Annotated in this window: 21 protein-coding genes; 14 read left to right on the forward strand and 7 right to left on the reverse strand. The window is 31.0% G+C overall.

Going from position 1 to position 22,405, the window contains the following annotated elements:
- Positions 1-38 precede the first annotated feature (38 nt).
- Positions 39-308 (reverse strand): DUF1294 domain-containing protein, encoded by a 270-nt coding sequence (locus tag QLQ95_RS08325; protein WP_095930572.1) that lies wholly within the window; start codon positions 306-308, stop codon positions 39-41.
- 115 nt (positions 309-423) lie between these two features.
- Between QLQ95_RS08325 and QLQ95_RS08330 the strand changes: the two genes are divergently transcribed.
- Positions 424-2,547 (forward strand): Tex family protein, encoded by a 2,124-nt coding sequence (locus QLQ95_RS08330; protein ID WP_095930573.1) that lies wholly within the window; start codon positions 424-426, stop codon positions 2,545-2,547.
- 99 nt (positions 2,548-2,646) lie between these two features.
- Here the strand turns inward: QLQ95_RS08330 and QLQ95_RS08335 are convergent, their stop codons facing one another.
- The gene (locus QLQ95_RS08335; RefSeq protein ID WP_428237561.1) at positions 2,647-4,044 is read right to left on the reverse strand and encodes a glycosyl hydrolase family 8; all 1,398 of its coding nucleotides are present in this window, start codon (positions 4,042-4,044) and stop codon (positions 2,647-2,649) included.
- Between the two features lie 101 nt (positions 4,045-4,145).
- Positions 4,146-4,325, reverse strand: coding sequence for a Sec-independent protein translocase subunit TatA/TatB (locus QLQ95_RS08340; RefSeq protein ID WP_008465789.1), 180 nt, complete (start codon positions 4,323-4,325; stop codon positions 4,146-4,148).
- Between the two features lie 213 nt (positions 4,326-4,538).
- Here QLQ95_RS08340 and QLQ95_RS08345 point away from each other — a divergent pair, with 213 nt between their 5' ends.
- The 8 genes from QLQ95_RS08345 to QLQ95_RS08380 all read left to right on the forward strand — a co-directional run bounded on the left by QLQ95_RS08345 (position 4,539) and on the right by QLQ95_RS08380 (position 13,766).
- Positions 4,539-5,045, forward strand: coding sequence for a peptidase (locus QLQ95_RS08345; protein WP_095930575.1), 507 nt, complete (start codon positions 4,539-4,541; stop codon positions 5,043-5,045).
- Positions 5,046-5,056: 11 nt separating this feature from the next.
- Complete coding sequence (locus QLQ95_RS08350; protein WP_482503389.1) at positions 5,057-6,541, forward strand: GH3 auxin-responsive promoter family protein; 1,485 nt, start codon at positions 5,057-5,059, stop codon at positions 6,539-6,541.
- 140 nt (positions 6,542-6,681) lie between these two features.
- Positions 6,682-8,358, forward strand: coding sequence for a DUF6909 family protein (locus QLQ95_RS08355; RefSeq protein ID WP_428237559.1), 1,677 nt, complete (start codon positions 6,682-6,684; stop codon positions 8,356-8,358).
- Positions 8,359-8,370: 12 nt separating this feature from the next.
- Entirely contained in the window at positions 8,371-9,363 is a 993-nt protein-coding gene (locus tag QLQ95_RS08360; protein WP_320495347.1) for a hypothetical protein, read from the forward strand.
- Positions 9,364-9,428: 65 nt separating this feature from the next.
- Complete coding sequence (locus QLQ95_RS08365) at positions 9,429-9,977, forward strand: hypothetical protein (RefSeq protein ID WP_482503391.1); 549 nt, start codon at positions 9,429-9,431, stop codon at positions 9,975-9,977.
- Between the two features lie 150 nt (positions 9,978-10,127).
- Entirely contained in the window at positions 10,128-11,396 is a 1,269-nt protein-coding gene (locus QLQ95_RS08370; protein WP_482503393.1) for an oligosaccharide flippase family protein, read from the forward strand.
- A gap of 2 nt (positions 11,397-11,398) precedes the next feature.
- A complete protein-coding gene (locus QLQ95_RS08375; protein ID WP_095930581.1) occupies positions 11,399-12,661 on the forward strand; it encodes a hypothetical protein in 1,263 nt (420 codons plus the stop codon).
- Positions 12,651-13,766 (forward strand): glycosyltransferase family 4 protein, encoded by a 1,116-nt coding sequence (locus tag QLQ95_RS08380; RefSeq protein WP_095930582.1) that lies wholly within the window; start codon positions 12,651-12,653, stop codon positions 13,764-13,766. The genes QLQ95_RS08375 and QLQ95_RS08380 overlap by 11 nt, the downstream gene beginning before the upstream one ends.
- A gap of 13 nt (positions 13,767-13,779) precedes the next feature.
- On the opposite strand, the gene QLQ95_RS08385 is transcribed toward QLQ95_RS08380, so the two are convergent.
- Positions 13,780-14,556, reverse strand: a complete 777-nt coding sequence (locus QLQ95_RS08385) for a 2OG-Fe(II) oxygenase (RefSeq protein WP_095930583.1) — start codon at positions 14,554-14,556, stop codon at positions 13,780-13,782.
- A gap of 134 nt (positions 14,557-14,690) precedes the next feature.
- Here QLQ95_RS08385 and QLQ95_RS08390 point away from each other — a divergent pair, with 134 nt between their 5' ends.
- From QLQ95_RS08390 to QLQ95_RS08405, 4 genes are all read left to right on the forward strand, one after another.
- Positions 14,691-15,779: a DUF1972 domain-containing protein gene (locus tag QLQ95_RS08390; protein WP_320495340.1), complete on the forward strand. Its 1,089-nt coding sequence runs from the start codon at positions 14,691-14,693 to the stop codon at positions 15,777-15,779.
- A 181-nt stretch (positions 15,780-15,960) separates the two neighbouring features.
- The gene (locus QLQ95_RS08395) at positions 15,961-17,061 is read left to right on the forward strand and encodes an O-antigen ligase family protein (protein WP_482503395.1); all 1,101 of its coding nucleotides are present in this window, start codon (positions 15,961-15,963) and stop codon (positions 17,059-17,061) included.
- Complete coding sequence (locus tag QLQ95_RS08400) at positions 17,058-18,041, forward strand: UDP-glucuronic acid decarboxylase family protein (RefSeq protein ID WP_177211503.1); 984 nt, start codon at positions 17,058-17,060, stop codon at positions 18,039-18,041. Before QLQ95_RS08395 ends, QLQ95_RS08400 begins: the two co-directional genes overlap by 4 nt.
- Before the next feature lie 29 nt (positions 18,042-18,070).
- Positions 18,071-18,838, forward strand: a complete 768-nt coding sequence (locus tag QLQ95_RS08405) for a glycosyltransferase family 2 protein (protein WP_095930587.1) — start codon at positions 18,071-18,073, stop codon at positions 18,836-18,838.
- Between the two features lie 286 nt (positions 18,839-19,124).
- Here the strand turns inward: QLQ95_RS08405 and QLQ95_RS08410 are convergent, their stop codons facing one another.
- The 3 genes from QLQ95_RS08410 to QLQ95_RS08420 are packed head-to-tail and all read right to left on the reverse strand — an operon-like array spanning position 19,125 to position 20,985.
- Entirely contained in the window at positions 19,125-19,415 is a 291-nt protein-coding gene (locus QLQ95_RS08410; protein ID WP_320495336.1) for an ORF6N domain-containing protein, read from the reverse strand.
- 19 nt (positions 19,416-19,434) lie between these two features.
- Entirely contained in the window at positions 19,435-19,632 is a 198-nt protein-coding gene (locus QLQ95_RS08415; RefSeq protein WP_320495334.1) for an ORF6N domain-containing protein, read from the reverse strand.
- A 42-nt stretch (positions 19,633-19,674) separates the two neighbouring features.
- Entirely contained in the window at positions 19,675-20,985 is a 1,311-nt protein-coding gene (locus QLQ95_RS08420) for a phenylacetate--CoA ligase family protein (protein ID WP_320495333.1), read from the reverse strand.
- Between the two features lie 122 nt (positions 20,986-21,107).
- Here QLQ95_RS08420 and purD point away from each other — a divergent pair, with 122 nt between their 5' ends.
- On the forward strand, positions 21,108-22,382 hold the full coding sequence (purD, locus tag QLQ95_RS08425) for a phosphoribosylamine--glycine ligase (RefSeq protein WP_482503398.1): 1,275 nt from the start codon (positions 21,108-21,110) through the stop codon (positions 22,380-22,382).
- The last annotated feature ends 23 nt before the right edge of the window (positions 22,383-22,405 follow it).

Consider the following 22,405-nt stretch of genomic DNA (forward strand, 5'->3'; position numbering starts at 1 on the left):
GAGATCAATGTTTTTTGAGTTATCAACAATGTTAATATCTACTTTTTGTAATTCATAAAGGCAATTATAAGTAATGCTTGAATTATTAAAATCAAAACAAACTTCACAATAAAAGAAGTTTTACTCGTTTTATGTCTAAATAGTAACATTGCTGTTAATAACCCTGGCGAGCCTCCAGCTAAAGCCATGAGAAACAAGGTTTTTTCAGGAATTCTTCGGTTATTTTTTCGAGCTTGAGATTTGTCATATCCAGCGAAAATAAAAACCAGAACATTTATAAATAAAAAATATAGTAATAAAACTTCCATTGGTTTAAAATTAGAAACAAAGATATTATTTTAGCCAAATGATTTACTATTTTGCAGAAACATTTTAACAAGTAAATTACACTATTTTAAATAAGAAAATCATTTCATTAAAAGTATGACTAATATTCAATTCATTGCCAAGTCTGTGCAGGCGCCAGCAGTTAGTATTCAAAACACAGTAAAATTATTAGAAGAAGACTGTACGATTCCGTTTATTTCGCGTTACCGAAAAGATGCTACCGGAAATCTTGATGAAACTGTAATTGAGCAGATTGCAAAACTTCAAAAAGATTATGATACACTTATAAAACGCAAAGAAGCCGTTTTAAAATCTATTGAAGAGCAAAAAGCACTTACGCCAGATTTGAAGAAAAAAATTGAAGATAGTTTTGATTTACAAGAAATTGAAGATTTTTACCTTCCGTACAAAAAGAAGAAAAAAACAAAAGCCGATGTTGCGCGCGAATTTGGTTTAGAACCTTTGGCGAAATTGATTATATCTGAAAGTGATGCTGATATTGATTTTATTTCAACACAGTACATTAATGAAAATGTTATTAACGAAGAGGCCGCTATTCAAGGCGCAAGAGATATTGTAGCCGAATGGATCAATGAGAATATCTATGTTCGTAAACAGCTTCGTAGATTATTTCAGCGAAAAGCGTCGATTACTACAAAAGTGGTTAAAAAGAAAGCCGAAGAAGAAGGAGCACAAAAATTCAACCAATATTTTGATTGGGAAGAACCTTTAACAAAAGCTCCAGCACACCGTTTATTGGCAATGCTTCGTGCAGAAAATGAAGGTTTTATCAAAATGAAAATAGATGTTGATATCGACGATGCGTACGATGTTATTGACGAAATCATCATTAAAAAACAAAATAATTCGACAGCTCATTTACAATTAGCAATAGAAGATAGTTATAAACGTTTATTGAATCCGGCAATTGGAAATGAAACCCTGCAGGAAGCAAAAGCAAAAGCGGATGCCAACTCAATTCAGGTTTTTGCCAACAATTTAGGACAGTTATTATTGGCTCCGCCGTTGGGAGAAAAACGTATTTTGGCAATCGACCCAGGATTTAGAAGCGGTTGTAAAGTCGTTTGTCTGGATGAAAAAGGCGATTTGTTATATAACGAAACCATTTATCCGCACGCGCCTCAAAATGAGGAATCGATGGCAATAAAAAAAATTCGTTCGATGGTAAATGCGTATCAAATTGATGCGATTTCTATTGGAAATGGAACGGCTTCGAGAGAAACTGAATTTTTCATCAAAAAAATTGCGTTTGACAAACCAGTTCAGGTATTTATAGTTTCTGAGGCTGGAGCTTCAGTATATTCGGCTTCCAAAATTGCGAGAGAAGAATTTCCAAATTACGATGTAACGGTGCGTGGATCGGTTTCTATTGGAAGAAGACTTTCAGATCCGTTGGCCGAATTGGTAAAAATTGATCCAAAAGCGATTGGAGTAGGGCAGTATCAGCACGATGTTGACCAAACTAAATTAAAAGAAGAATTAGATAATACGGTTATTCGTTGCGTAAACTCGGTTGGAATTAACATCAATACGGCAAGTAAACACTTATTAAGTTATGTGAGTGGAATCGGGGAGAAGCTGGCTGAAAACATTGTACAGTATCGTTCTGAAAACGGACCTTTTGAAGATAGAAAACAGTTGAAAAAAGTACCTCGTTTGGGAGATAAAGCCTATCAGCAAGGAGCAGCGTTTATTAGAATTACAAATGCTAAAAATCCGCTGGATAATTCGGCGGTGCATCCAGAAGCTTATTCGGTTGTTGAAAAGATGGCAAAGGATTTGAATATTTCTTTAAATGAATTAATTGCAAATAAAGAGAAAACAGCGCTTATTAAGGCCGAAAAGTATGTTACTCCTGAAATTGGTTTACTTACACTGAAAGATATCATAAAAGAGCTTGAAAAGCCCGGATTGGATCCAAGAAAGTCAGCTAAGGTTTTTGAATTTGACGCAAACGTAAAATCGATCAAAGATGTGAAAACTGGAATGATTCTTCCGGGAATTGTTAATAACATTACCAACTTTGGCTGTTTTGTTGACATCGGAATTAAAGAAAGCGGATTGGTTCATATTTCGCAGTTAAAAGCGGGGTTTGTAAGCGATGTAAATGAAGTGGTGAAACTGCATCAGCATGTTGATGTAAAAGTTACTGAGGTTGATGAAGATAGAAAGCGAATTCAGCTGACGATGATCTTGTAAAATCCCAATTTATAAAATTCTAAATCCCAAAAAATTTGGAATCATTAAATAAAAAAACTCCCAAATTACAATCGTAATTTGGGAGTTTTTGATTTAGAGTTATTTCAAAATGACTTTTTTAGTAATGCTTTTAAAATTCTCATTAGATATTTTTACAAAATAAACACCTCTTGATTGGTTAGCTAAATTTATTTCTGTCAATTCTGAAGTTGTTTTTTGCTGATTAATAACACTTCCAGAAGAAGAAATTATCGAGATAGTAGATTGCCCAGGCGCGTTAACTGTGATTCGATCAGCACTCGGATTGGGGTAAAGCGTGACTGTAGATTTTTCAATATCGAAAGTATCATTAGACAATGTGGCGTTTATAGGTAAATAGAAATTACCTGTTAGTAAAAAGGAGTATAATGTTTTTAATGTTTGATGAAAATAATTATTTGGCTCGTTGAGGTTTTTTAAATCAGTATAAGATGCATCTAGATGATTCTGATTTTCTCCAGCCATTGCAGCGCAGGCAAATGCACCTACAAAAGTAGCATTATGCCACTGTCCGCTTACGGTTCCGTTTTGGTTGTAACCGTCTTTAATGTTGGCAGATCCGCCAAGATTTACACGAACAAAATCCGATGATTTTTTAGAGTAAGTTTTCGCATCAGCGTTTCCATACCATAAATAATCAACCGCAATTCGCCAAGGTGTTCTTGCAGCGTCATAAGTATATAATTTTCCAGCGTTTGCATAATTTCCAGCTTGAGAAGAATACGCTCCAGAAGCTTGGCACCAATCTGAAACTAGTCCGCCTACAGCATTATTTTGTGTCAAATTGTTGTTGATAACCGTATAAGCTTTAGCCGCAACCTGATTCCAAAAAACAGCATCGTTTGTATAAACTCCAAAAGCGCGATAATAAGCTGGTGAGAAGTAAGAAGGATTGGTAATCTGGCTTCCGCCGAATTGGTCTCCAGGTTTTAAAACGTAAGTATTGGCTTCGATTTCATAATTTTTAATGGCAGAAATTAAAGCTGTTGCCTCACTTTTGTAATTAATAGTTCCAGTGCTTGCCCATTGGTAATCGGCGACAATAAGAGCAAAGGCTGCGTCGAGTTCGGCATCGGTTGCGCCGTTATAGCCAATAGTTCCAGAGCATCCGCTGATTTTCCAGTTCATAACCTTGTTAGCGTTTACGTTGTCTTTGTAATACAGCCAAAGTCCATCGAAAAGTAATTTATCTGCTTTGTAAGCAGAAAGGAGCATGCCGTAAGCGATTCCTTCAGAAACCGTTTCAGACGAATTATCAAATTTTACGCGGTAGCGCCCATTAGAACAGGATTCAACAAAATTGTTTTTCCAGACATCATAATTGGTTTGAGCATCCTGACTGCTTCTGGGGACAGCCATAAGTCCATTTCCGTACACCTTGTTGGCGGGAAAAGGCTGTGTTTGCGATTGACTTTCTATAGCTAGAAGAAAGGCGATCACGAAAAATAGGTTTTTCATATTTAAAAAATTTAGGGTGCCTAAAAGTAAGATTTTTTAGATATAAAAAAAATCCCAAACTACAATTTGTAATTTGGGATTTAATAAGTTTTTCGAATTTATTATTTCGTTTCTTCTTCTTGTTTTTTAGAAGCAGCAGGTTGATCGTCTTTAGCAGCGTTTTTAAATTCCTTAATTCCACTTCCTAAACCTTTCATTAATTCTGGAATTTTTTTACCTCCAAAAAGTAATATCACAATACCTACGATAACAAGGATTTCTGTAAGACCTAATCTTCCCATGACTAATATATTTAATGCCGAAGCAAATTGTTTATCTTAATTATTCCGCAAAGGTATATAGAAATATACGAAATAGAAGTATTTTTAGTTTAAAATATTTCGATAAGACCACGTTAAATATTTTATAAAATCGTAAATTATAGCTCTTCATGAAATTTTTAGAACAAATATCATGACGATTAATTACTATATTTGCTAGCATAAAGATGTAGAATGACTAAGAATAAGAAAAAGAATTTTAGGAAAAAACTATTCATTAAAAACCGATTAGTAATTTTAAATGAAGACACTTTTGAAGAGATCTTTTCTTTTAAGCTTACTTTAATGAATGTGTTTGTAACGTTTACTTTAGGCGGAATATTTCTAATTTTGGTTACAACTTTCATTATTGCATTTACCCCACTTCGCGAATTTATTCCTGGATATTCTTCGACAGAATTAAAACGAAATGCTACGAAACTGGCTATTAAATCAGATTCTTTAGAAACGGCTTTAAAACAAAATGAAGTTTATATAAAAGGGATTCAGAAAGTTTTAAAAGGGGAATTAGAATATTCAAAATTTAATAAAGATTCTATCTTAGCAGAATCTGTTGAAGATGCTTCAGATTTAAATATGAAAGCATCTGATGCAGAAATAAAGCTAAGAGAAGACGTAGCCGAAACAGAAAAAGAGCTAAAGACAAAATCTCAAGACAAAAAGAAAAGTGACAAAAAATAATACCACAAAAAATGTCAATTAAGTCAATTGCGGCAAAAATTTTTGCCCGAAAAATATATAAACAAACGCTTAAATGGACTGAAAAACCAGTTGAAACCCAACAAAAGGTTTTTAAAGGTTTGATAGATAATGCAAAAAGTACTGCATTTGGAAAAGATCATCATTTTGATCAGATAAAAAACTTTGGGGATTTTCAGAAACGTGTTCCTGTAAGAGATTATGAAGATTTAAAACCTTATGTTGAAAAGGTTGTAAAAGGCGAATCGGATATTTTATGGAAAGGAAAACCATTGTATTTTGCTAAAACTTCGGGGACAACTTCGGGAGCAAAATTTATTCCGTTAACCAAAGAATCGATGCCTTATCATATAGAAGCAGCTCGAAATGCGATTTTACATTATATTCATGAAACGGGAAATGCTGATTTTATTGACGGAAAAATGATTTTTTTGCAGGGAAGTCCAATTCTAACCGAAAAATACGGAATCAAATTCGGAAGACTTTCTGGAATTGTAGCACACTTTGTTCCTAAATATTTACAGAAAAACAGAATGCCATCTTGGGAAACCAATTGTATTGAAGATTGGGAAACCAAAGTAAATGCTATTGCAGATGAAACTATCAAAGAAAATATGTCGGTGATTTCTGGAATTCCGTCTTGGGTCCAGATGTATTTTGAACGTTTACAGCAAAAAAGCGGCGGAAAAAAGATTGGCGAGATCTTCAAAAACTTTAATCTGTTTATTTACGGAGGTGTAAATTACGAACCTTATCGCGCCAAATTTGAAAACATGATTGGTCGAAAAGTTGATAGTATCGAATTGTTTCCTGCTTCTGAAGGTTTTTTTGCCTATCAAGATTCTCAGAAAGAAAAAGGAATGCTTTTATTGTTGAATTCAGGAATTTTCTTCGAGTTCATAAAAGCAGACGAATTCTTTAACGAAAATCCGAAAGTATATACAATTGGGGAAGTTGAGGTAGGAGTAAACTATGTTTTGATTATTTCGACCAATGCAGGACTTTGGCGTTATAATATTGGAGATACTATTCTATTTACCTCTTTGGCTCCGCATCGTGTTATAGTTTCTGGACGTATTAAACATTATATTTCGGCTTTTGGCGAACACGTAATTGCCAATGAGGTCGAAAATGCGATGAAAGAAGCCGTAAATTCTACTAATATTGTAATTAACGAATTTACCGTTGCACCACAAATAACGCCTGCAAGCGGATTACCTTATCATGAATGGCTAATAGAATTTGAAAAAGAGCCTGAAAACATGGAAATTTTTGCAGAAACGATTGACAATTCAATGCGTAAGCAGAATATTTATTACGATGATTTAATTACCGGAAACGTTTTACGAAAAGTAGTGATCACGAAAGTTTCTAAAAATGGATTTCACGATTACATGAAATCGCAAGGAAAACTGGGCGGGCAAAATAAACTTCCTAGATTATCAAATAATAGAGATATTGCAGATAATTTAAAGTAGAATTTAGCTTTTTCAAAAAAACCTTCTAACAATTTGTTAAATGGTAATTCTTTAAAGTTATATATATAATTCCTACTTTCGCCTTTCGAAATATTCGAATCTTCTTTAAAAATAAAAGTTGATTTTTTAAATAAAAAGACATGAAAGAAACCAAACATATATCAAGATCTAGAGCGCAGGAATCTTCTGCGGCGATAGAAAAAATGTACATTACAATGCGCCATTTATTCAACCGTGGTTTTTACAAACCAATGGGAGTTTCGGGCGATAGTTTAAGAGAATCATTATTAGCATTACGTCCTGAGATTTACGGGAATATTGCCGAAGAAAAAGTAGAACTTAACGGACTTTTATATGTTATTGAGCGTCTTCCGATAGGAATTGAGCAATGCCGTTTTATCAATTTAACTTCAGACGAAGGATATTCTAAATCGCATTTCCAAGCAATTGTTCCTCCAAAAAGAAGAAGAAACTGCTATAGAATCGACGAAGAGCAAATGAATGTCGAAATCACGCGTGGACGTTCAGACATTTACGATATTCTTACCCACTTGACTTTCATTTTCATTGAATCTCATAAAATTAAAAATAGAGTTTTAATAGACGATGGAGGAGAGGTTTCTCGCGATTGGCAGAAACTGGAACAAGCTGTTATGCAGACCAAAAAGCTTACTTTGGTAGAAAAAGAAAAAGCGATTTCTCATGTTGCGAATATTTTGGCGAGAACTTTTGAAGAGGTTTTAGACATTTACGACGCATTTGGTTCAGAAACTGCGCCAGATCGTTTCTTGCACGTTATTTATTGGTTAGGAAAATTAGCAATTGAAGAAATTGTTGAAAATAATAAACGTACAATTACTTTTAGCCCAGTTTTACGTGAGCGTCTGGGACACCATATTCACGGAGAAATTTGGGCAACAAATATCAAAGAAGTTCTTAAAGCAAATGATTTACTGAAAAGACCAATTCACGTAATTAGTGCTAACATGCACAGTGTAATGAATTCGATTTTTGCAACACCATTGTTAAAAACAAAATACAAAGGAAAAACAGATTTCTTTATTTATGAAGAATTAAGCGGTTCTGGTTCAAAAGAAATTAGATCTCAAGTAGAAGATTTGGCTTTAAAAAATGGAATGATTTCATTGCCAGATTGCTCAGGAACGAATATCGATGTTCAAATTTTTGATACCGCTAAAATTGACTGGTCAAAAACAGCATTTTCTCATGCTAATGTTGGGGAAGATAAACCAGTAATTATCGTAATGGATTATGCTTTTGGCGAACAAGCCTACGAGACTATCGATGAACTTTTAAAACCATATAAAAAAGAAACTTTACTAAATGTAAAATCAGTTTCTATTATGGGTAAAGCGGGAATTCTAGAAGGTGGAAAAGGAGATATTATGATTCCGTCTGCACATATTAACGAAGGAACGGCTGATAATTATTTCTTTGAAAATGAACTTAATGGCGCAATGTTCGAAGGAAATGATATTGATATTTATGAAGGAGCGATGGTTACCGTTTTGGGAACTTCGTTGCAAAATAGAGATTTATTGAAATTTTTCCACGAATCGACTTGGGGAGTAATTGGTCTAGAAATGGAAGGTTCTTATTACCAAAAAGCAATTCAGTCGGCATCAAAAATTAGAAAAAGTGTACCGCACGATATTAAAGTTCGTTATGCGTATTATGCTTCAGATAATCCTTTAGAAACAGGAAGCACTTTGGCTTCAGGCGGATTAGGGACAACAGGTGTAAAACCAACTTATTTGATTACCATTAAAATTTTAGAACAGATTTTCAATTTATAATAGCGCTTTTAAATGAGTACAAAAGTACCGCAGAATACAGAAGATCAAGAGATTGATTTAGTTCTGATATCAAAGAAGTTTAGTAATTTTTTTGCTAGAATTAATACTTCTATTTTTAAAGGAATTCAGTTTTTTATAAAAAATTGGGTAATTGTTTTGGTTTTAGTTTTGCTAGGGTTTGGTTTAGGACTATTTCTAGACATTACTCAAAGAAAATATACGCATGAAATTATTGTAGCTCCAAATTTTGAGAGTACTGATTATTTATATTCAAAAATTAATTTAATTGACTCTAAAATTAATGAAGGCGATACACTCTTTTTAAAAAATACTGTTGGAATTCAATATCCTAAAAACCTTAAATCTATTGAAATAAAGCCTATAACGGATATCTATAAATTAATTGAAAATAAACCCGAAAATTTTGAATTAATAAAATTGATGTCAGATAATGGCGATGTCAAAAAAATTATAGAAGATAATCTGACAAGTAAAAATTACCGATATCACAGAATTTCTATTATGACAGATGGATTACTTGATGATAAAAAAGGTACAGAGCCATTTTTGAGTTTTTTAAATAAAACAGATTTTTATAAAAAAATTCAAGACGTGCAATTAGCTAACGTTAAAGCGAAAATGGAGCAAAATGATGCGACAATTTCTCAGATTGAAGGCATATTGAATGAATTTTCTAATAAAGCAAATAACTCTCAAAAAAGTGATAAACTAATTTATTATAATGAGAACAATCAGCTTAACGATGTTATTAAAACAAAAGGGGATTTAGTTAGAGAACAAGGAAATCATAGAATTGAATTAATAGGCTACGATAAAATTATAAAAGATATTAGTACAACATTAAACATTGAAAAAGAAGGTATCCTTTATGGAAAAAAGAAACTGTTTTTTCCTTTCTTATTTGTTTTTATTTATATTTTGCTACAATTTTTTAAGGCTTTTTATAGAAAGCAAAAGTTATTAGTTGTAGATAAAATAGCATAGAAGAAATATTAATATAGATAAAGCATTTTTAAACTTTAAAAACTAAATTAGCCCAAAAATTTAAAATGAGAACAAAACTATTTTTTGCAAGTTTGATTTTATTCGTCACATTTACTTCATGTAAGAAAGAAGTTAGTAAAGAAGAGGTTAAACCCGCTGAAGTTGAAACAAAAAATAATAATTTTCAAGTGACTTTAACAGCAACAGTAAAAACGGACGATAATTTTCAGTTGTATTATAGCCAGGATGCTTATGAGGCTCCTTATAAAGAAGAAAATTCAGTTTGGACAGCTGTAAAAGGTAATGATAATCCGCAAGACATTGTTTTTAATCTTCCAGAAGATGCAATTCCGAATTATATCCGAATTGATTTTGGAACAAATGAAGACCAAAAAGAAATCATTATCAAAAATTTTAAAATGAAGTATTACAGTAAAAGTTTTGAAGCTAAAGATTCCTTATTTTTCAACTATTTCATTCCAAATGATTGTATAAAAATTGTAGATAAGAAAAATGCTATTATACAAAACTTCAAAACTAAGGAAGGAAAATATGATCCGTTGTTTTATTCAGAAAAAGCACTTTATGATCAAATACAATTAATCGTAAAATAACTATATTTTATAAATATTTAGGAGCCACATTTTGTGGCTCTTTTTATCTGGTTTCGATACAAAATATTTTTTAACTTTTTTATAATGAATTTCGTAGCTTTTAAAATTAACCAAAAGCTTTATTCTAATTTCTAAACAAATCCTGTAATCTTGTTTAAATTAAATTACCAAAATATATTGCAAAATAGCCGAATCAGGAATTTTGTTATTTACGGAATTGGTCAGATTGTTAATCTGGTGAGTCCGCTTTTGGTAATGCCATATTTGGTAACTATTTGTGGAAAAGAAGGATTAGGTAAGATTGGAGTAGGATTTTCGTTTGCTTTAGTATTAAATGTCTTGGTCGATTACGGTTCTTATATTAACGGAACTAAAGAAATATCAATTAACAGAAATAACGCTGAAATTATAAGAAAGAAAATAGTTTCAATTTATGTAATGAAGTTATTTTTGATTGTAATTTTATTGTTTACAGCTCTTTTCCTGGTTTATTTTATACCCTTTTTTAAAAAAGAACAGGCTGTATTCTTTTTCAGTTTTTTATATGTGGTTGGTCAATTAATAAATCCCACTTGGATTTTTCAGGGTCTAGAAAATTATAAATGGATTTCCTTCATCAATATTATTTCTAAAGCAATATATGTAGCTGGGATCTTTATTTTTATTAATAAAAAGGGAGACTACATTTTTGCCAATGCTTATTTAGGATTGGGATTAATTATTTCGAGTTTGATAGGATTAATTAGTCTGATCGAAAAATACAATTTAAGATTCTACCGTAATGTCACTAAAGATGCGGTGCTGTTGTTAAAAGAGGAATTTTCTCTGACTTTTTCTCAGTTGTTTCTTTCATTTTATCAATATCTGCCAATAATGATCATTAGTTATGTAGGAGGAAATAATATGGCCGGACAATATAGAATTATAGAGCAGATTGTTATGACTTTCAGAACCTATTTGCAAATGTTTTTTAATTTCATTTATGCTGATGTTTGCCTGCAGATACATACGAGTTTAAAAAACGGAATTTCTAATTGGTTGAAGTATAATGGTCTAAATTATTTGTTTATCCTATTATTAGTAGTTGTTGCATTTGTATTGACAGATCAGATTTTAATGTATTTCAATATTTCTTCAAATGAATTAGATTCTATGGCATTCTTTTTCAGACTAGGTCTGATTATTCCTCTGTTTATGGCAATTTCCTTTGCTTTAAAACAATTACTTTTTGCATTAGACAAGAATAAAATGTACATAAATATTACGATTGGCTCTTCTATTTTTAGTTTGTTCGTAATTTACTTGTTCGTAAAAAACATTGGACTCCAAGGTGCTTTTTTGGCTACAATTGTTATCGAAATAATGGTAATCCTTTTATATTGTACTGTTTTAAAACCAATAATTAGATTGAACAAGTAATAATGAATATCAAGATTTATAAAAGTTTTCCGTATCAAGTTTTATTTTTGCTATGCATTGTAGTTTCCTTGTTTGCTAATTACGAACTTACTTTTGCAGTTTGGTCTTTAACTTTATTGGTAACCGTTAAAAGAAAATACTCTTTTACTATAATTCAATACAATGCCATTTTTCTCCTAATACTTTTAATTGCAATTGTTTCTACTTTTTTCAATAATACAACACCATTTTTATTCATAAGAGATTTTACTTATCTCGTTAAACCGATTTTAGGATTATTTGTAGGTTATCAACTATGCAGATTTAGTAGTAAACTAGGATTAAAAGTCATGGTTTATACAGGATTAGCGATTGCTATTATGCACTTGTTAATGATACTTTTTGCTGTAATTGAATTTAGAACTTTAAGTGTAAATCTTTTAAGAGAACATGGAGGATATTTTAGTGATTATGAAATCTATATACTAATTATTCTTATTTTTTATAAAAACCTGAAATTAGAAATTTCCAAGAATCAAAGATTGCTTTTAATAGTCATAATTGGTTTATCAAGCTTTTTATATTTGGCTCGTACCAATTTGATTCAATTTATAATTCTATATGTTGGTTTAAAAGGATATTTAACTTTTAATAAAAGATCTTTAAAAGTAATTTTATTGGTTCTAGTGGCTGTAATTGTAGGCTATACAGCCATTGTTTATATTAATCCAAAAAGAGAAGGAAAAGGAATTCAAGCTTTTTTGTATAAAATAAAAATTGCTCCTCAGGAAGCTTTTAAAACAAAAATAGACAAGGATGACTGGAAAGATTTTAATGACAATTATAGATCATTTGAAAATATAATTACTGTAAAACAAGTTTCAGCTAACGGAAATAGGGCTATAATTTTTGGTGAAGGCTTAGGATCAACTCTGAATTTGGGTAGAAAAATTTGGACAAACGACCACGAATATGTTCAGTATATTCCAATTGTACACAACGGATATATGACTGTATTTTTAAAATCAGGATTATTAGGTGTTTCATTGCTACTGATTTTTTTGATTGTTTTATTCAGACAAAAGAAATCTGATGTAGAGAACGTGCAGACAATAAATTATTTATTAATAGGCTCAAGTGTTTTTCTGATAGTTTCAAACTGGGTATTTTTAGGATTGTATTTAAAATTAGACAACAAATCGATAATAATTGGATTCTTGATTGCTCTTAGAGAAGTAATGATTAGAGAGCATAATAGCCAAAAAAGAATAAAAGATGAATATTAAAAACACAACCAGTATTTTTGTTGACTGTCATGTTTTTGATAGTGGTTTTCAAGGAACTAGAACATATATACAAGGTTTATATTCTGAGTTGATTATAAAAAGAGATCTTCATTTCTTTTTAGTGTCTTCTAATCCAGATAATTTAGCATCTATTTTTGGCAATCATTCAAATGTTACGTATTTGAAATATAAATACGAAAACAAATATTTGAGATTGCTTATTGATATACCGCAAATTATAAAAAAACATAAAATAGATTTTGCTCATTTTCAATATACCGTTTCACCGTTTAAAAGGTGTAGATACATTGTTACAACACATGATATATTGTTTATTGATTTTCCAGAATATTTCTCTTTTTTTAGCAAAACCATCAATACGTTTTTATATAAACAAAGTGCCAAATGGTCAGAAATCAGATTGACAGTTTCAGAATTTTCTAAACAAAAAATCCATCAGCATTTTGGTTTTTCAAATTATGAAATAACGCCAAACGCAATTGACAATGTATTTTTTGAAGATTATGATAAAGTGTTAATTAAGAATGAAGTAGCCCAAAAATTTTCATTAAAAAAATATATTATTTATGTAAGCCGGTGGGAGCCAAGAAAAAATCACCAAATGGTTTTAAAGGCTTTTTTAGACTTGGAGTTGTATAAAGAATACGAGCTTCTTTTTTTAGGAAATGATACGTTATCTAATCCTCAATACAATGAAATTTTTAGCCAAGTAGATTCTGAAATAAAAAAGAAGATATTTACTTTAAAAAACACCGATTTTAATACCATGTTATTACTACTAAGAGGGGCAGATGCATCTGTTTATCCTTCTATGGCTGAAGGTTTTGGAATTCCTCCATTAGAATCAGTAGCAGCAAAAATTCCGACAATTTGCTCAGATAAAACAGCTATGTCAGATTTTAGCTTTTTTGAAGACTATTATTTCGATCCTCATAATCAGATTGATTTTAATGATAAACTTCAAAAAATCTTAAAAGAAAACTTAGGCACAGATTTTAAAATAATGGCACAAAAGATTAAAGAAAAGTATAGCTGGAAAAAATCAGCAGAAATAGTATACCGTCTTATAAAACAGAATCAGTAATTAAATTATCTAATTACTGATTTTTAGCAGTATTGCTTCCAAACAACTTATTTTTCGTTTGCACTAAAAAGTTATAATTTTTTGCAAATTGTTTCTTTAAAAAAGAAGCATCTTCTTTTGGAAACCAATCTGTTGTTCGCGGTTTTTCAATTTGTCTTTTATGAATTTGATAGGCGTACGTTGCGATTGATGTTCTATAACTTCCTTCTGGAAAATAAGTCATATCATATCCATGAAGTGTGTAAGGAGCACATTGTTGGATAATTAATCGATTAAAAGGAACATCAAGTTCAGCTTCTTCTTGAGTTCTTAAATCACATATTTTTAAACCTCCTTTATATTCTGGTTTCCAATCTTTATTTAGATATAAAAGCAGATTCAATTCTCGATACCAATCTTTGTTTATAGGATGATAATTAAAATCTAAATGCATATCTAAAAAACTATTTTTCTTGCCCTGATGTAATCCTCCACCGTGATTTTTCGGGTCAACAAAAATTGATTTTGATGTTATATAAGATATGATTTTATTGAATCTTTCAGATGAGAGGTCATCATATAATTCATGAAGTTCAGGGCCTAATTCTCTATAATTTGATTTTTCAAATTTATTATTTGCAAAAGAATAATCGCGACTCTTGTTGTTGAGTTCAGGAATACTTTTATGAGCTTTGAGTAATTTTTCTTCTTCACAAAAGTTATCAATTATTAAATGCGGAAAAGGGTTTGCTGTTAAATACTTTAAGCGAAGATCATCTAAATGGTTTTCGAGATATTCAAAATTTATCATAAATATTGCTATAAGCTGCTTTCAAACAAAAATAGGAATTTAATTATGTATTCATAATTTAAAATAGAATTTGTTATAACTAAATTTTAATTTTTAAAATCATTATTTTTGGCTTCTGATTGATAAAAAAATAGATGAAAATAGCCATTCTTGGTACTAGAGGAATCCCTAACAATTATGGCGGATTTGAGCAATTTGCAGAATGTTTTGCAGTGTATTTAGCGCAGCAAAAACATGAAGTTTATGTATATAATTCACATAATCATGTTTTTCAAGAAAAACAGTATATGGGAGTACATATTATTCATCAATATGATCCCGAAGATAAAATGGGTTCTGCAGGACAATTTATTTATGATTTGAATTGTATTCTAGATTCAAGAAAAAGGAATTTTGATATTATCTTGCAATTAGGATACACAAGCAGTTCTATTTGGTCTTTTCTTTTCCCTAAAAAATCGACTATTATTACCAATATGGATGGATTGGAATGGAAGAGAACAAAATATTCTAAAACCACCCAAAAGTTTTTAAAATTTGCAGAACAAAAAGCAGTGAAAAGCAGCAATTATCTGATTGCCGATTCACTTGGAATTAAACAATATTTGCAAGAGAAATACAATGTAGAAGCAACTTACATTGCGTATGGAGCTGAGCCGTTCCTTAAACAAAATGAAGAATTACTTTCAATCTATAATGTAGAAAAAAACAACTACAATCTATTAATCGCTCGTTTTGAACCTGAGAATAATATCGAAGTAATTTTAGACGGAATTGTCGATAGTAAAGATGATAAGGTTGTATTGGTTGTAGGAAACAGTAATAATAGTTTTGGGAATCATCTTAAAAATAAATTTAACAGTTATCAAAATATACGTTTTACAGGCGGAATTTATAATAAAGAACATTTAGATAATTTGAGATATTTTTCTAACCTATATTTTCATGGGCATTCAGTAGGAGGGACAAATCCGTCTTTACTAGAAGCGATGGCGGCAAAAGCATTAATTGTAGCGCATAACAATGAGTTTAACCGTGCTATTTTACCAGAAAATGCATTTTACTTCTCGGATGCAACAGATGTTAAGCGTCTCATAGAAACGGTAAAAAGAACAGATCATGACCAAATGGTTCAGGATAACTTCGATACTATAATTCAAGAATTTAATTGGAATAAAATAAATGAATCCTACCTCAGATTATTTGAAAAAAGTCTTCAGTAAAATTGATGAATTATGGCAGAATAAAACATTGCTCATTTTTCTTTTAGCCGCAATGTTGATTGCCCTTCCATTGAAACATTCAATAGGAAGTTTAACCTGTATTGTTTTTTTACTGGTTTCTTTAGTCCAATCAAAAAAAGCAAATTTTTCAATTCCAAAGGTTTTAGTATTTCCAATTCTATTGTATGGTTTAATGCTTTTATCACTTATCTGGACCATAGAAAGTAAGCAAACAATTAAGGGGTTACAGAAAGAAGTTTTATTTTTATTAATTCCTCTAGCATTTTGCAGCTTGCCAAAAATAAATCGAAATGATGTAAATAAGGTTTTCAGTTGGTATAGTTTTGCAATGGTAGGTTTTACGGTTTTCTATATTTTAAAGGCAATTGTAAGATTTATAAATTCAGGAAATAAAGAAGTCTTTTTCTACCATGAACTCGTTACTTTAGAATTGAATGCTATATATATGGCTGTTTTTGTTTCATTGGCCATGTTTTTCTTTCTAGCTAAAAAAGAAAAGGCAATTATCGATAAAATAGCATTTACGATCCTTATTGTTTTTATTTTTTTATTATCATCGAAGAATATTATCATAGTCGATTTAATAATGATAATAATATATTACTCGTTTTTTTCTGATGTTTCTAGAAAAACGAAGAAAGCAATATTGTTGGCAGTCATTATATTATCTGTGAGTTCTATACTTTTTATTAAACCCGTTAGAGATCGATTTATGATTGAATTTGAAACTGTATTTGTTGATGGATCTTTGAATGAAACTACAGCAAAAAATCAAGGGCCAATTTATAATATTAGTCTAAAACAAGCTTGGAACCAAGATCAATTTCAACAAAATGATTTTTTTCCAGGAACAGCTTTTCGACTTTTTCAAATTAGGATTTTTAAAGAAATGCTTGTGGAAGAGAATATCTTTTTCACGGGATTTGGATTAGATGCTTCTCAAAATAAAATAAAAGAAAAAGTAAAAGAACATAATTTATATCCCAATTATGGCGAGTTTAATTTCCATAACGAATATGTTCAAATATTTTCAGAATTAGGAATATTTGGCTTTTTGACAGTTGTAATGATGTTGTTTACCACCATTAGAAAAGGAATTGCTACTAAAGATTTTGTACATATTGCTTTCGCGGTAACAATGATAGTCTTATTTTTGACCGAATCTTTTTTGAGTCGACAAAGAGGAATAATTTTCTTTATAATTTTTTACTGTATGCTTAATTTGGTAAACGATTGTAATGAACAGAAAATATTGAAATGAAAAGAATACTTATTACCGGAGCGGCAGGATTTTTAGGATCACATTTATGTGACCGATTTATCAAAGAAGGTTATTTTGTAATCGGAATGGATAATCTGATTACGGGAGATCTTAAAAATATTGAACATTTATTCAAATTAGAAAACTTTGAATTTTATCATCATGATATTACTAAGTTTGTTCATGTTCCTGGAGATTTAGACTATATATTGCATTTTGCTTCGCCGGCAAGCCCAATTGATTATTTAAAAATTCCGATTCAGACTTTGAAAGTAGGATCTTTAGGAACTCATAATCTACTTGGATTGGCGAGAGTAAAAAAGGCTAGAATTTTGATTGCATCAACATCAGAAGTTTACGGAGATCCTTTGGTACATCCGCAAACAGAAGAATATTACGGAAACGTAAATACAATTGGTCCACGTGGTGTTTATGACGAGGCAAAACGTTTTCAGGAATCTATAACAATGGCGTACCATACTTTTCATGGCGTAGAAACCAGAATCGTTCGTATTTTTAATACTTACGGACCAAGAATGCGATTAAATGACGGACGTGTAATTCCTGCTTTTATCGGACAAGCACTTCGCGGAGAAGATTTAACAATTTTTGGTGACGGAATGCAAACACGTTCTTTCTGTTATGTTGATGACCAAGTTGAAGGTATTTACAGATTGTTGCATTCAGATTACGTATATCCAGTCAACATTGGAAATCCAGACGAAATCACGATCAAAGATTTTGCAGAAGAAATTATAAAACTGACAGGAACAAATCAGAAAGTAGTTTATCATCCTTTGCCAATAAACGATCCTTTGCAACGTCAGCCAGATACCACAAAAGCAAAAGAATTGTTAGGTTGGGAAGCAAAAGTAAACCGTGCAGAGGGAATGAAAATTACCTATGAGTATTTCAAATCATTATCTCCTGAAGAACTTGCAAAAGAAGAACATAAAGATTTTTCAAGCTACATTAAATAACATTCAACTTTGAAAGACATTCAATTCTAATGAACGATTTAGTATCTATTTTAACTCCAACATATAATACTGAAAAGTTCATTAGATCAACAATAGAATCAGCTCAAAACCAAACCTATACAAATTGGGAAATGATTTTGGTTGATGATGCTTCTACAGATAATACGGTTGCTATAATTGAAGAATTTGTAAAAAAAGACAGTCGAATAAAGCTTTTCAAACTACCAGAAAATCGAGGAAATGGTTTTGCCAGAAACGCCGCTTTAGAAAAAGCCACAGGAAAATATATTGCCTATTTAGACGCTGATGATTTATGGTTTCCTGAGAAATTAGAAAAACAGATTCAGTTTTTAAAAGCAAATAATTTACACTTTACTTTCAGCTTTTACGATTCTATTGATGAGGATGGAAATAATTTGAATAGAAAAGTAGAATCACCAAATCCGTTAACTTATAAACAATTGTTTTTCTGCAATTATGTAGGCAATTTGACTGCTATTTATGACGCGGATTATTTTGGGAAAATTATCTTGGAGACGTCGCAAAAAAGACAAGATTGGAGAATATGGCTTACGATTTTAAAACAAATTAAAATAGCAAAACCAGTTCCAGAATCTTTGGCTTTTTACAGAATTAGAAAAGATTCTGTTTCCTCTTCAAAATTTAAATTGATTAAACATAATTTTGGTGTTTACAGAGAATTTCACGGATATAATTTTGTGTTTTCTATTTTATTGATGATAAGGTTTTTGTTTACTCAATTGATAATCAAATCAAAATATATAAAGAAGATTTAAAATTCAACTTGAAGTCGCAAATAGCGACTTCAAGTTTCAAGGTCACAAATTGTGACCTTGAAGAATTTCGCTTAGAATTGGAGGTCGCAATTTGCGACCTCCAATTTTTTTAAATAATACGTTTCGAATTTTAAGGTCGCAATTTGCGACCTTAAAGATTTTAGTTTAGAATTGGAGATCACAATTTGTGACTTCCAATTTTTTCAAACCGTAATATAAATGACAAACTTGAGGTCGCAAATTGTGACATAAAGTTTCTAAGGTCACAATTTGTGATCTTAAAGAATTATTTTTTATAGCCAATCTTTACTCTTTCAGATTCATCTTCTTTCTTTTCAGTTAATTCATCTAAATAAGAAAATACCAATTCAATGTTTTTATCGTGATTTTCTAACTTCTTCTGAATCTGAGTATCTAAAAGCATTTGTCTCACTTTTGTGAAAATACGCATGATTTGTATATTGGTTTGAATGGCTTTGTCGCTTTTTAAGATGCTTGAAAGCATTAAAATTCCATGTTCTGTAAAAACAAAAGGCAGATATTTTTGACATTTACCTCTTCCTTTCTCTAAGGTCACAATTTGTGACCTTAGAGAATCATATTCTATTTTTAGTAAGTTCAAACATAAAATCTTCCGGAAATCGGGATAAATTTCTTTTAACAGATTGTTTTAGAACTTTAGTTTCTATTTCATAAAGCAAAGCCAAATCCCGATCAAGCATCACTTTTTGACCGCGGATAAAATATATTTTATTTGAAATTGTTTCTTCAGAAAGAAGAGATTGATCTTCCATAAGTTTTTAATTAGAAAATAAATGTAAGATTTTATTTATTTTTTATAAATAAGATTTAAATTGTTTTAGTTTCCCGCGATTGGTTCTTTCTAAAACTATTTTTCTGGTGAAAGTGAAGATTAGATTTGGCTCGAGATACAAATCAATTGCTTCTTTTATTTTTTGAATTTGTTCTGAAGCTAATTCATTTTCAGAAATATATTCAATTTCAAAAGTGTTTAATTTAGTTTGTTTGATAATGAATTCTTTCACGTTTCCATCATCTTCAATAATGCTTTTGGTTACATAATAAAAGGTCAAACCTGGAGATTTTTTACCGCTTGGCAAAATGGCAACATCATTCGTTCTTCCAATTAATTTTTTAAGAATTGGTTTTTGAGGTGTACTTTTTTCGTCCAAAATTCCAATGTCGCCAATTTCGTATCGTATAAAAGGATTTGCTTTGTTGTATAAAGAAGTAATCACAATTTTTCCTTCTGTTCCATGTGGAACAGAATTATTGTTTTCATCCAAAATTTCGACAAAAAGGGTTTCGGCATTAACTTGCCATTCGCCTTTTGGATTTTCAAAAGCAATCAAATCCAATTCAGACGCGCCATATTCACTAATGATCGGAATGCCAAATTGTTTTTCCAATAACTTTTTATCGGATTCAAAAAGCATTTCGGAAGTTACAAAACAAGCTTTTAAAGTTGGAGAAATATCTTTTAAAACAATATTTTTATTTTCTAAATATTTGGCAAACAAAACAATAGAGCTGGTATATCCGTTGAGGTAATCGAATTTTTTGGTTTTGAATTTTTGCAGAAATTTTTCCAGCACTTCGTCAGACAAATCAAAAACGGGAAAACGATAGCGATGGCTCAAAAAATCTTTGAAACGTTCTTTTTGATATCCAATAAAATCCATTGGAATTCCGTAAAAACGTGCCTGATACGAATGGTTAAAATCAATTCCAAACCAGCCAAAGCGCATAATGTTGGAAGCCCAAGTTAAAGCATGTGAATATTTATCTTTAGCAAAAACAAAAGGCGTTCCGCTTGACCCAGATGTTTTATTGAGGTAAACAGATTTTTTAAAATAACCTTTTGAAAGTCTTTCTTCAAGAGGTTTTTGTAAATTCTGTTTATTTAAAATAGGAAGATTTTCCCAATTTTGTGCGGTTGTATTTCCTGCTAACTCTCTGTAAAAAGGGTTGTTTTTTAAATGAAAATCAACAATTTCTGCTTTTTTGTTTTGAAGAAACGAATCAAATTCTTCTTCAGAAAAATGAACAATTTTATCCAATTCGGTTTTGGCTTTCTTTATAGGAAAACCATTTAATTGAAGTGAAATATCAAAAAGGCGAATCATTTTTTAGAATAATTTTCGTCAAAAATAATGTTTAGGAATGATTCAACAACTTTTTAAAGATTTAATTATTTTTTACGTATAAAAGCAAGTATTTTTGCAGCACAACTAAATACAACTACACCATGACAATTTTACTATTGGGATCAGGCGGAAGAGAACATGCATTTGCGTGGAAAATGACTCAGAGTCCGCTTTGCGAAAAACTTTTTGTAGTACCTGGAAATGCAGGAACTGCTGCAATTGCTGAAAACGTTGCGATATCTCCAACTGATTTTGAAGCAGTAAAAGCATTAGTGCTTAAAGAAAATATAAGTTTAGTAGTCGTAGGACCAGAAGATCCGTTAGTAAAAGGAGTTTACGATTATTTTAAAAACGACGAAAGTTTAAAACATATTCCGGTTATTGGACCATCAAAATTGGGTGCTCAATTAGAAGGAAGTAAAGAATTTGCAAAAGAATTCTTGATGAAACATAATATTCCAACTGCAGCTTATGATAGTTTCACTGCTGAAACAGTTGAAAAAGGATGTGAGTTTTTAGAAACATTACAGCCGCCTTATGTTTTAAAAGCAGATGGATTAGCAGCTGGAAAAGGTGTTTTGATTATTCATGATCTTGAAGAAGCAAAAACAGAATTGAGAAATATGTTGGTTCATGCAAAATTTGGAACAGCAAGTGCAAAAGTTGTTATTGAAGAATTCTTGGACGGAATCGAATTAAGCTGTTTCGTTTTAACTGACGGAAAAAGCTATAAAATTCTTCCAACGGCAAAAGACTACAAAAGAATTGGAGAAGGAGATACAGGTTTAAACACAGGCGGAATGGGAGCAGTTTCTCCAGTTCCTTATGTTGACGCTGTTTTAATGGAAAAAATTGAAACACGCATTGTAAAACCAACAATTGAAGGTTTCCAAAAAGACGGAATTGAATATAAAGGATTCGTTTTTATTGGTTTGATTAATGTTAAAAACGAACCTATCGTTATTGAGTACAATGTTAGAATGGGAGATCCAGAAACTGAAGTTGTGGTTCCTAGATTAAAATCAGACTTAGTTGAATTATTCTTATCTGTTGCAGATCAGAAATTAGGAGACTTTAATTTAGAAGTTGATCCAAGAAGTGCAACAACTGTAATGGTAGTCTCTGGCGGATATCCTGAAGAATTCGAAAAAGGAAAAGTAATTTCTGGTTTAGAAAATGTTACAGATTCTATAGTTTTTCACGCAGGAACAAAATTAGATGGAGAAAATGTCGTTACTAATGGAGGACGTGTAATTGCTGTAACTTCTTATGGAGATAATTTCCAGGAGGCCATAAAAAAATCTTACCAAAACATAGATAAACTAAGCTTTGATAAGATGTATTTTAGAAAAGATATCGGTTTTGATTTAATCTAAAAAATAAATTCACAAGCCCTTTT

The organism is Flavobacterium sp. B330r, from assembly GCF_056824325.1.

Bases quoted from the DNA above. Each gene is read 5' to 3' on its own strand.
- QLQ95_RS08385 (WP_095930583.1), bottom strand. From the start codon at position 14,556: ATGATAAATTTTGAATATCTCGAAAACCATTTAGATGATCTTCGCTTA.
- QLQ95_RS08415 (WP_320495334.1), bottom strand. From the start codon at position 19,632: ATGGAAGATCAATCTCTTCTTTCTGAAGAAACAATTTCAAATAAAATA.
- QLQ95_RS08400 (WP_177211503.1), top strand. From the start codon at position 17,058: ATGAAAAGAATACTTATTACCGGAGCGGCAGGATTTTTAGGATCACAT.
- QLQ95_RS08420 (WP_320495333.1), bottom strand. From the start codon at position 20,985: ATGATTCGCCTTTTTGATATTTCACTTCAATTAAATGGTTTTCCTATA.
- QLQ95_RS08330 (WP_095930573.1), top strand. From the start codon at position 424: ATGACTAATATTCAATTCATTGCCAAGTCTGTGCAGGCGCCAGCAGTT.
- QLQ95_RS08350 (WP_482503389.1), top strand. From the start codon at position 5,057: ATGTCAATTAAGTCAATTGCGGCAAAAATTTTTGCCCGAAAAATATAT.
- QLQ95_RS08390 (WP_320495340.1), top strand. From the start codon at position 14,691: ATGAAAATAGCCATTCTTGGTACTAGAGGAATCCCTAACAATTATGGC.
- QLQ95_RS08345 (WP_095930575.1), top strand. From the start codon at position 4,539: ATGACTAAGAATAAGAAAAAGAATTTTAGGAAAAAACTATTCATTAAA.
- QLQ95_RS08365 (WP_482503391.1), top strand. From the start codon at position 9,429: ATGAGAACAAAACTATTTTTTGCAAGTTTGATTTTATTCGTCACATTT.
- QLQ95_RS08340 (WP_008465789.1), bottom strand. From the start codon at position 4,325: ATGGGAAGATTAGGTCTTACAGAAATCCTTGTTATCGTAGGTATTGTG.
- purD (WP_482503398.1), top strand. From the start codon at position 21,108: ATGACAATTTTACTATTGGGATCAGGCGGAAGAGAACATGCATTTGCG.
- QLQ95_RS08360 (WP_320495347.1), top strand. From the start codon at position 8,371: ATGAGTACAAAAGTACCGCAGAATACAGAAGATCAAGAGATTGATTTA.
- QLQ95_RS08380 (WP_095930582.1), top strand. From the start codon at position 12,651: ATGAATATTAAAAACACAACCAGTATTTTTGTTGACTGTCATGTTTTT.
- QLQ95_RS08405 (WP_095930587.1), top strand. From the start codon at position 18,071: ATGAACGATTTAGTATCTATTTTAACTCCAACATATAATACTGAAAAG.
- QLQ95_RS08375 (WP_095930581.1), top strand. From the start codon at position 11,399: ATGAATATCAAGATTTATAAAAGTTTTCCGTATCAAGTTTTATTTTTG.
- QLQ95_RS08335 (WP_428237561.1), bottom strand. From the start codon at position 4,044: ATGAAAAACCTATTTTTCGTGATCGCCTTTCTTCTAGCTATAGAAAGT.
- QLQ95_RS08355 (WP_428237559.1), top strand. From the start codon at position 6,682: ATGAAAGAAACCAAACATATATCAAGATCTAGAGCGCAGGAATCTTCT.
- QLQ95_RS08325 (WP_095930572.1), bottom strand. From the start codon at position 308: ATGGAAGTTTTATTACTATATTTTTTATTTATAAATGTTCTGGTTTTT.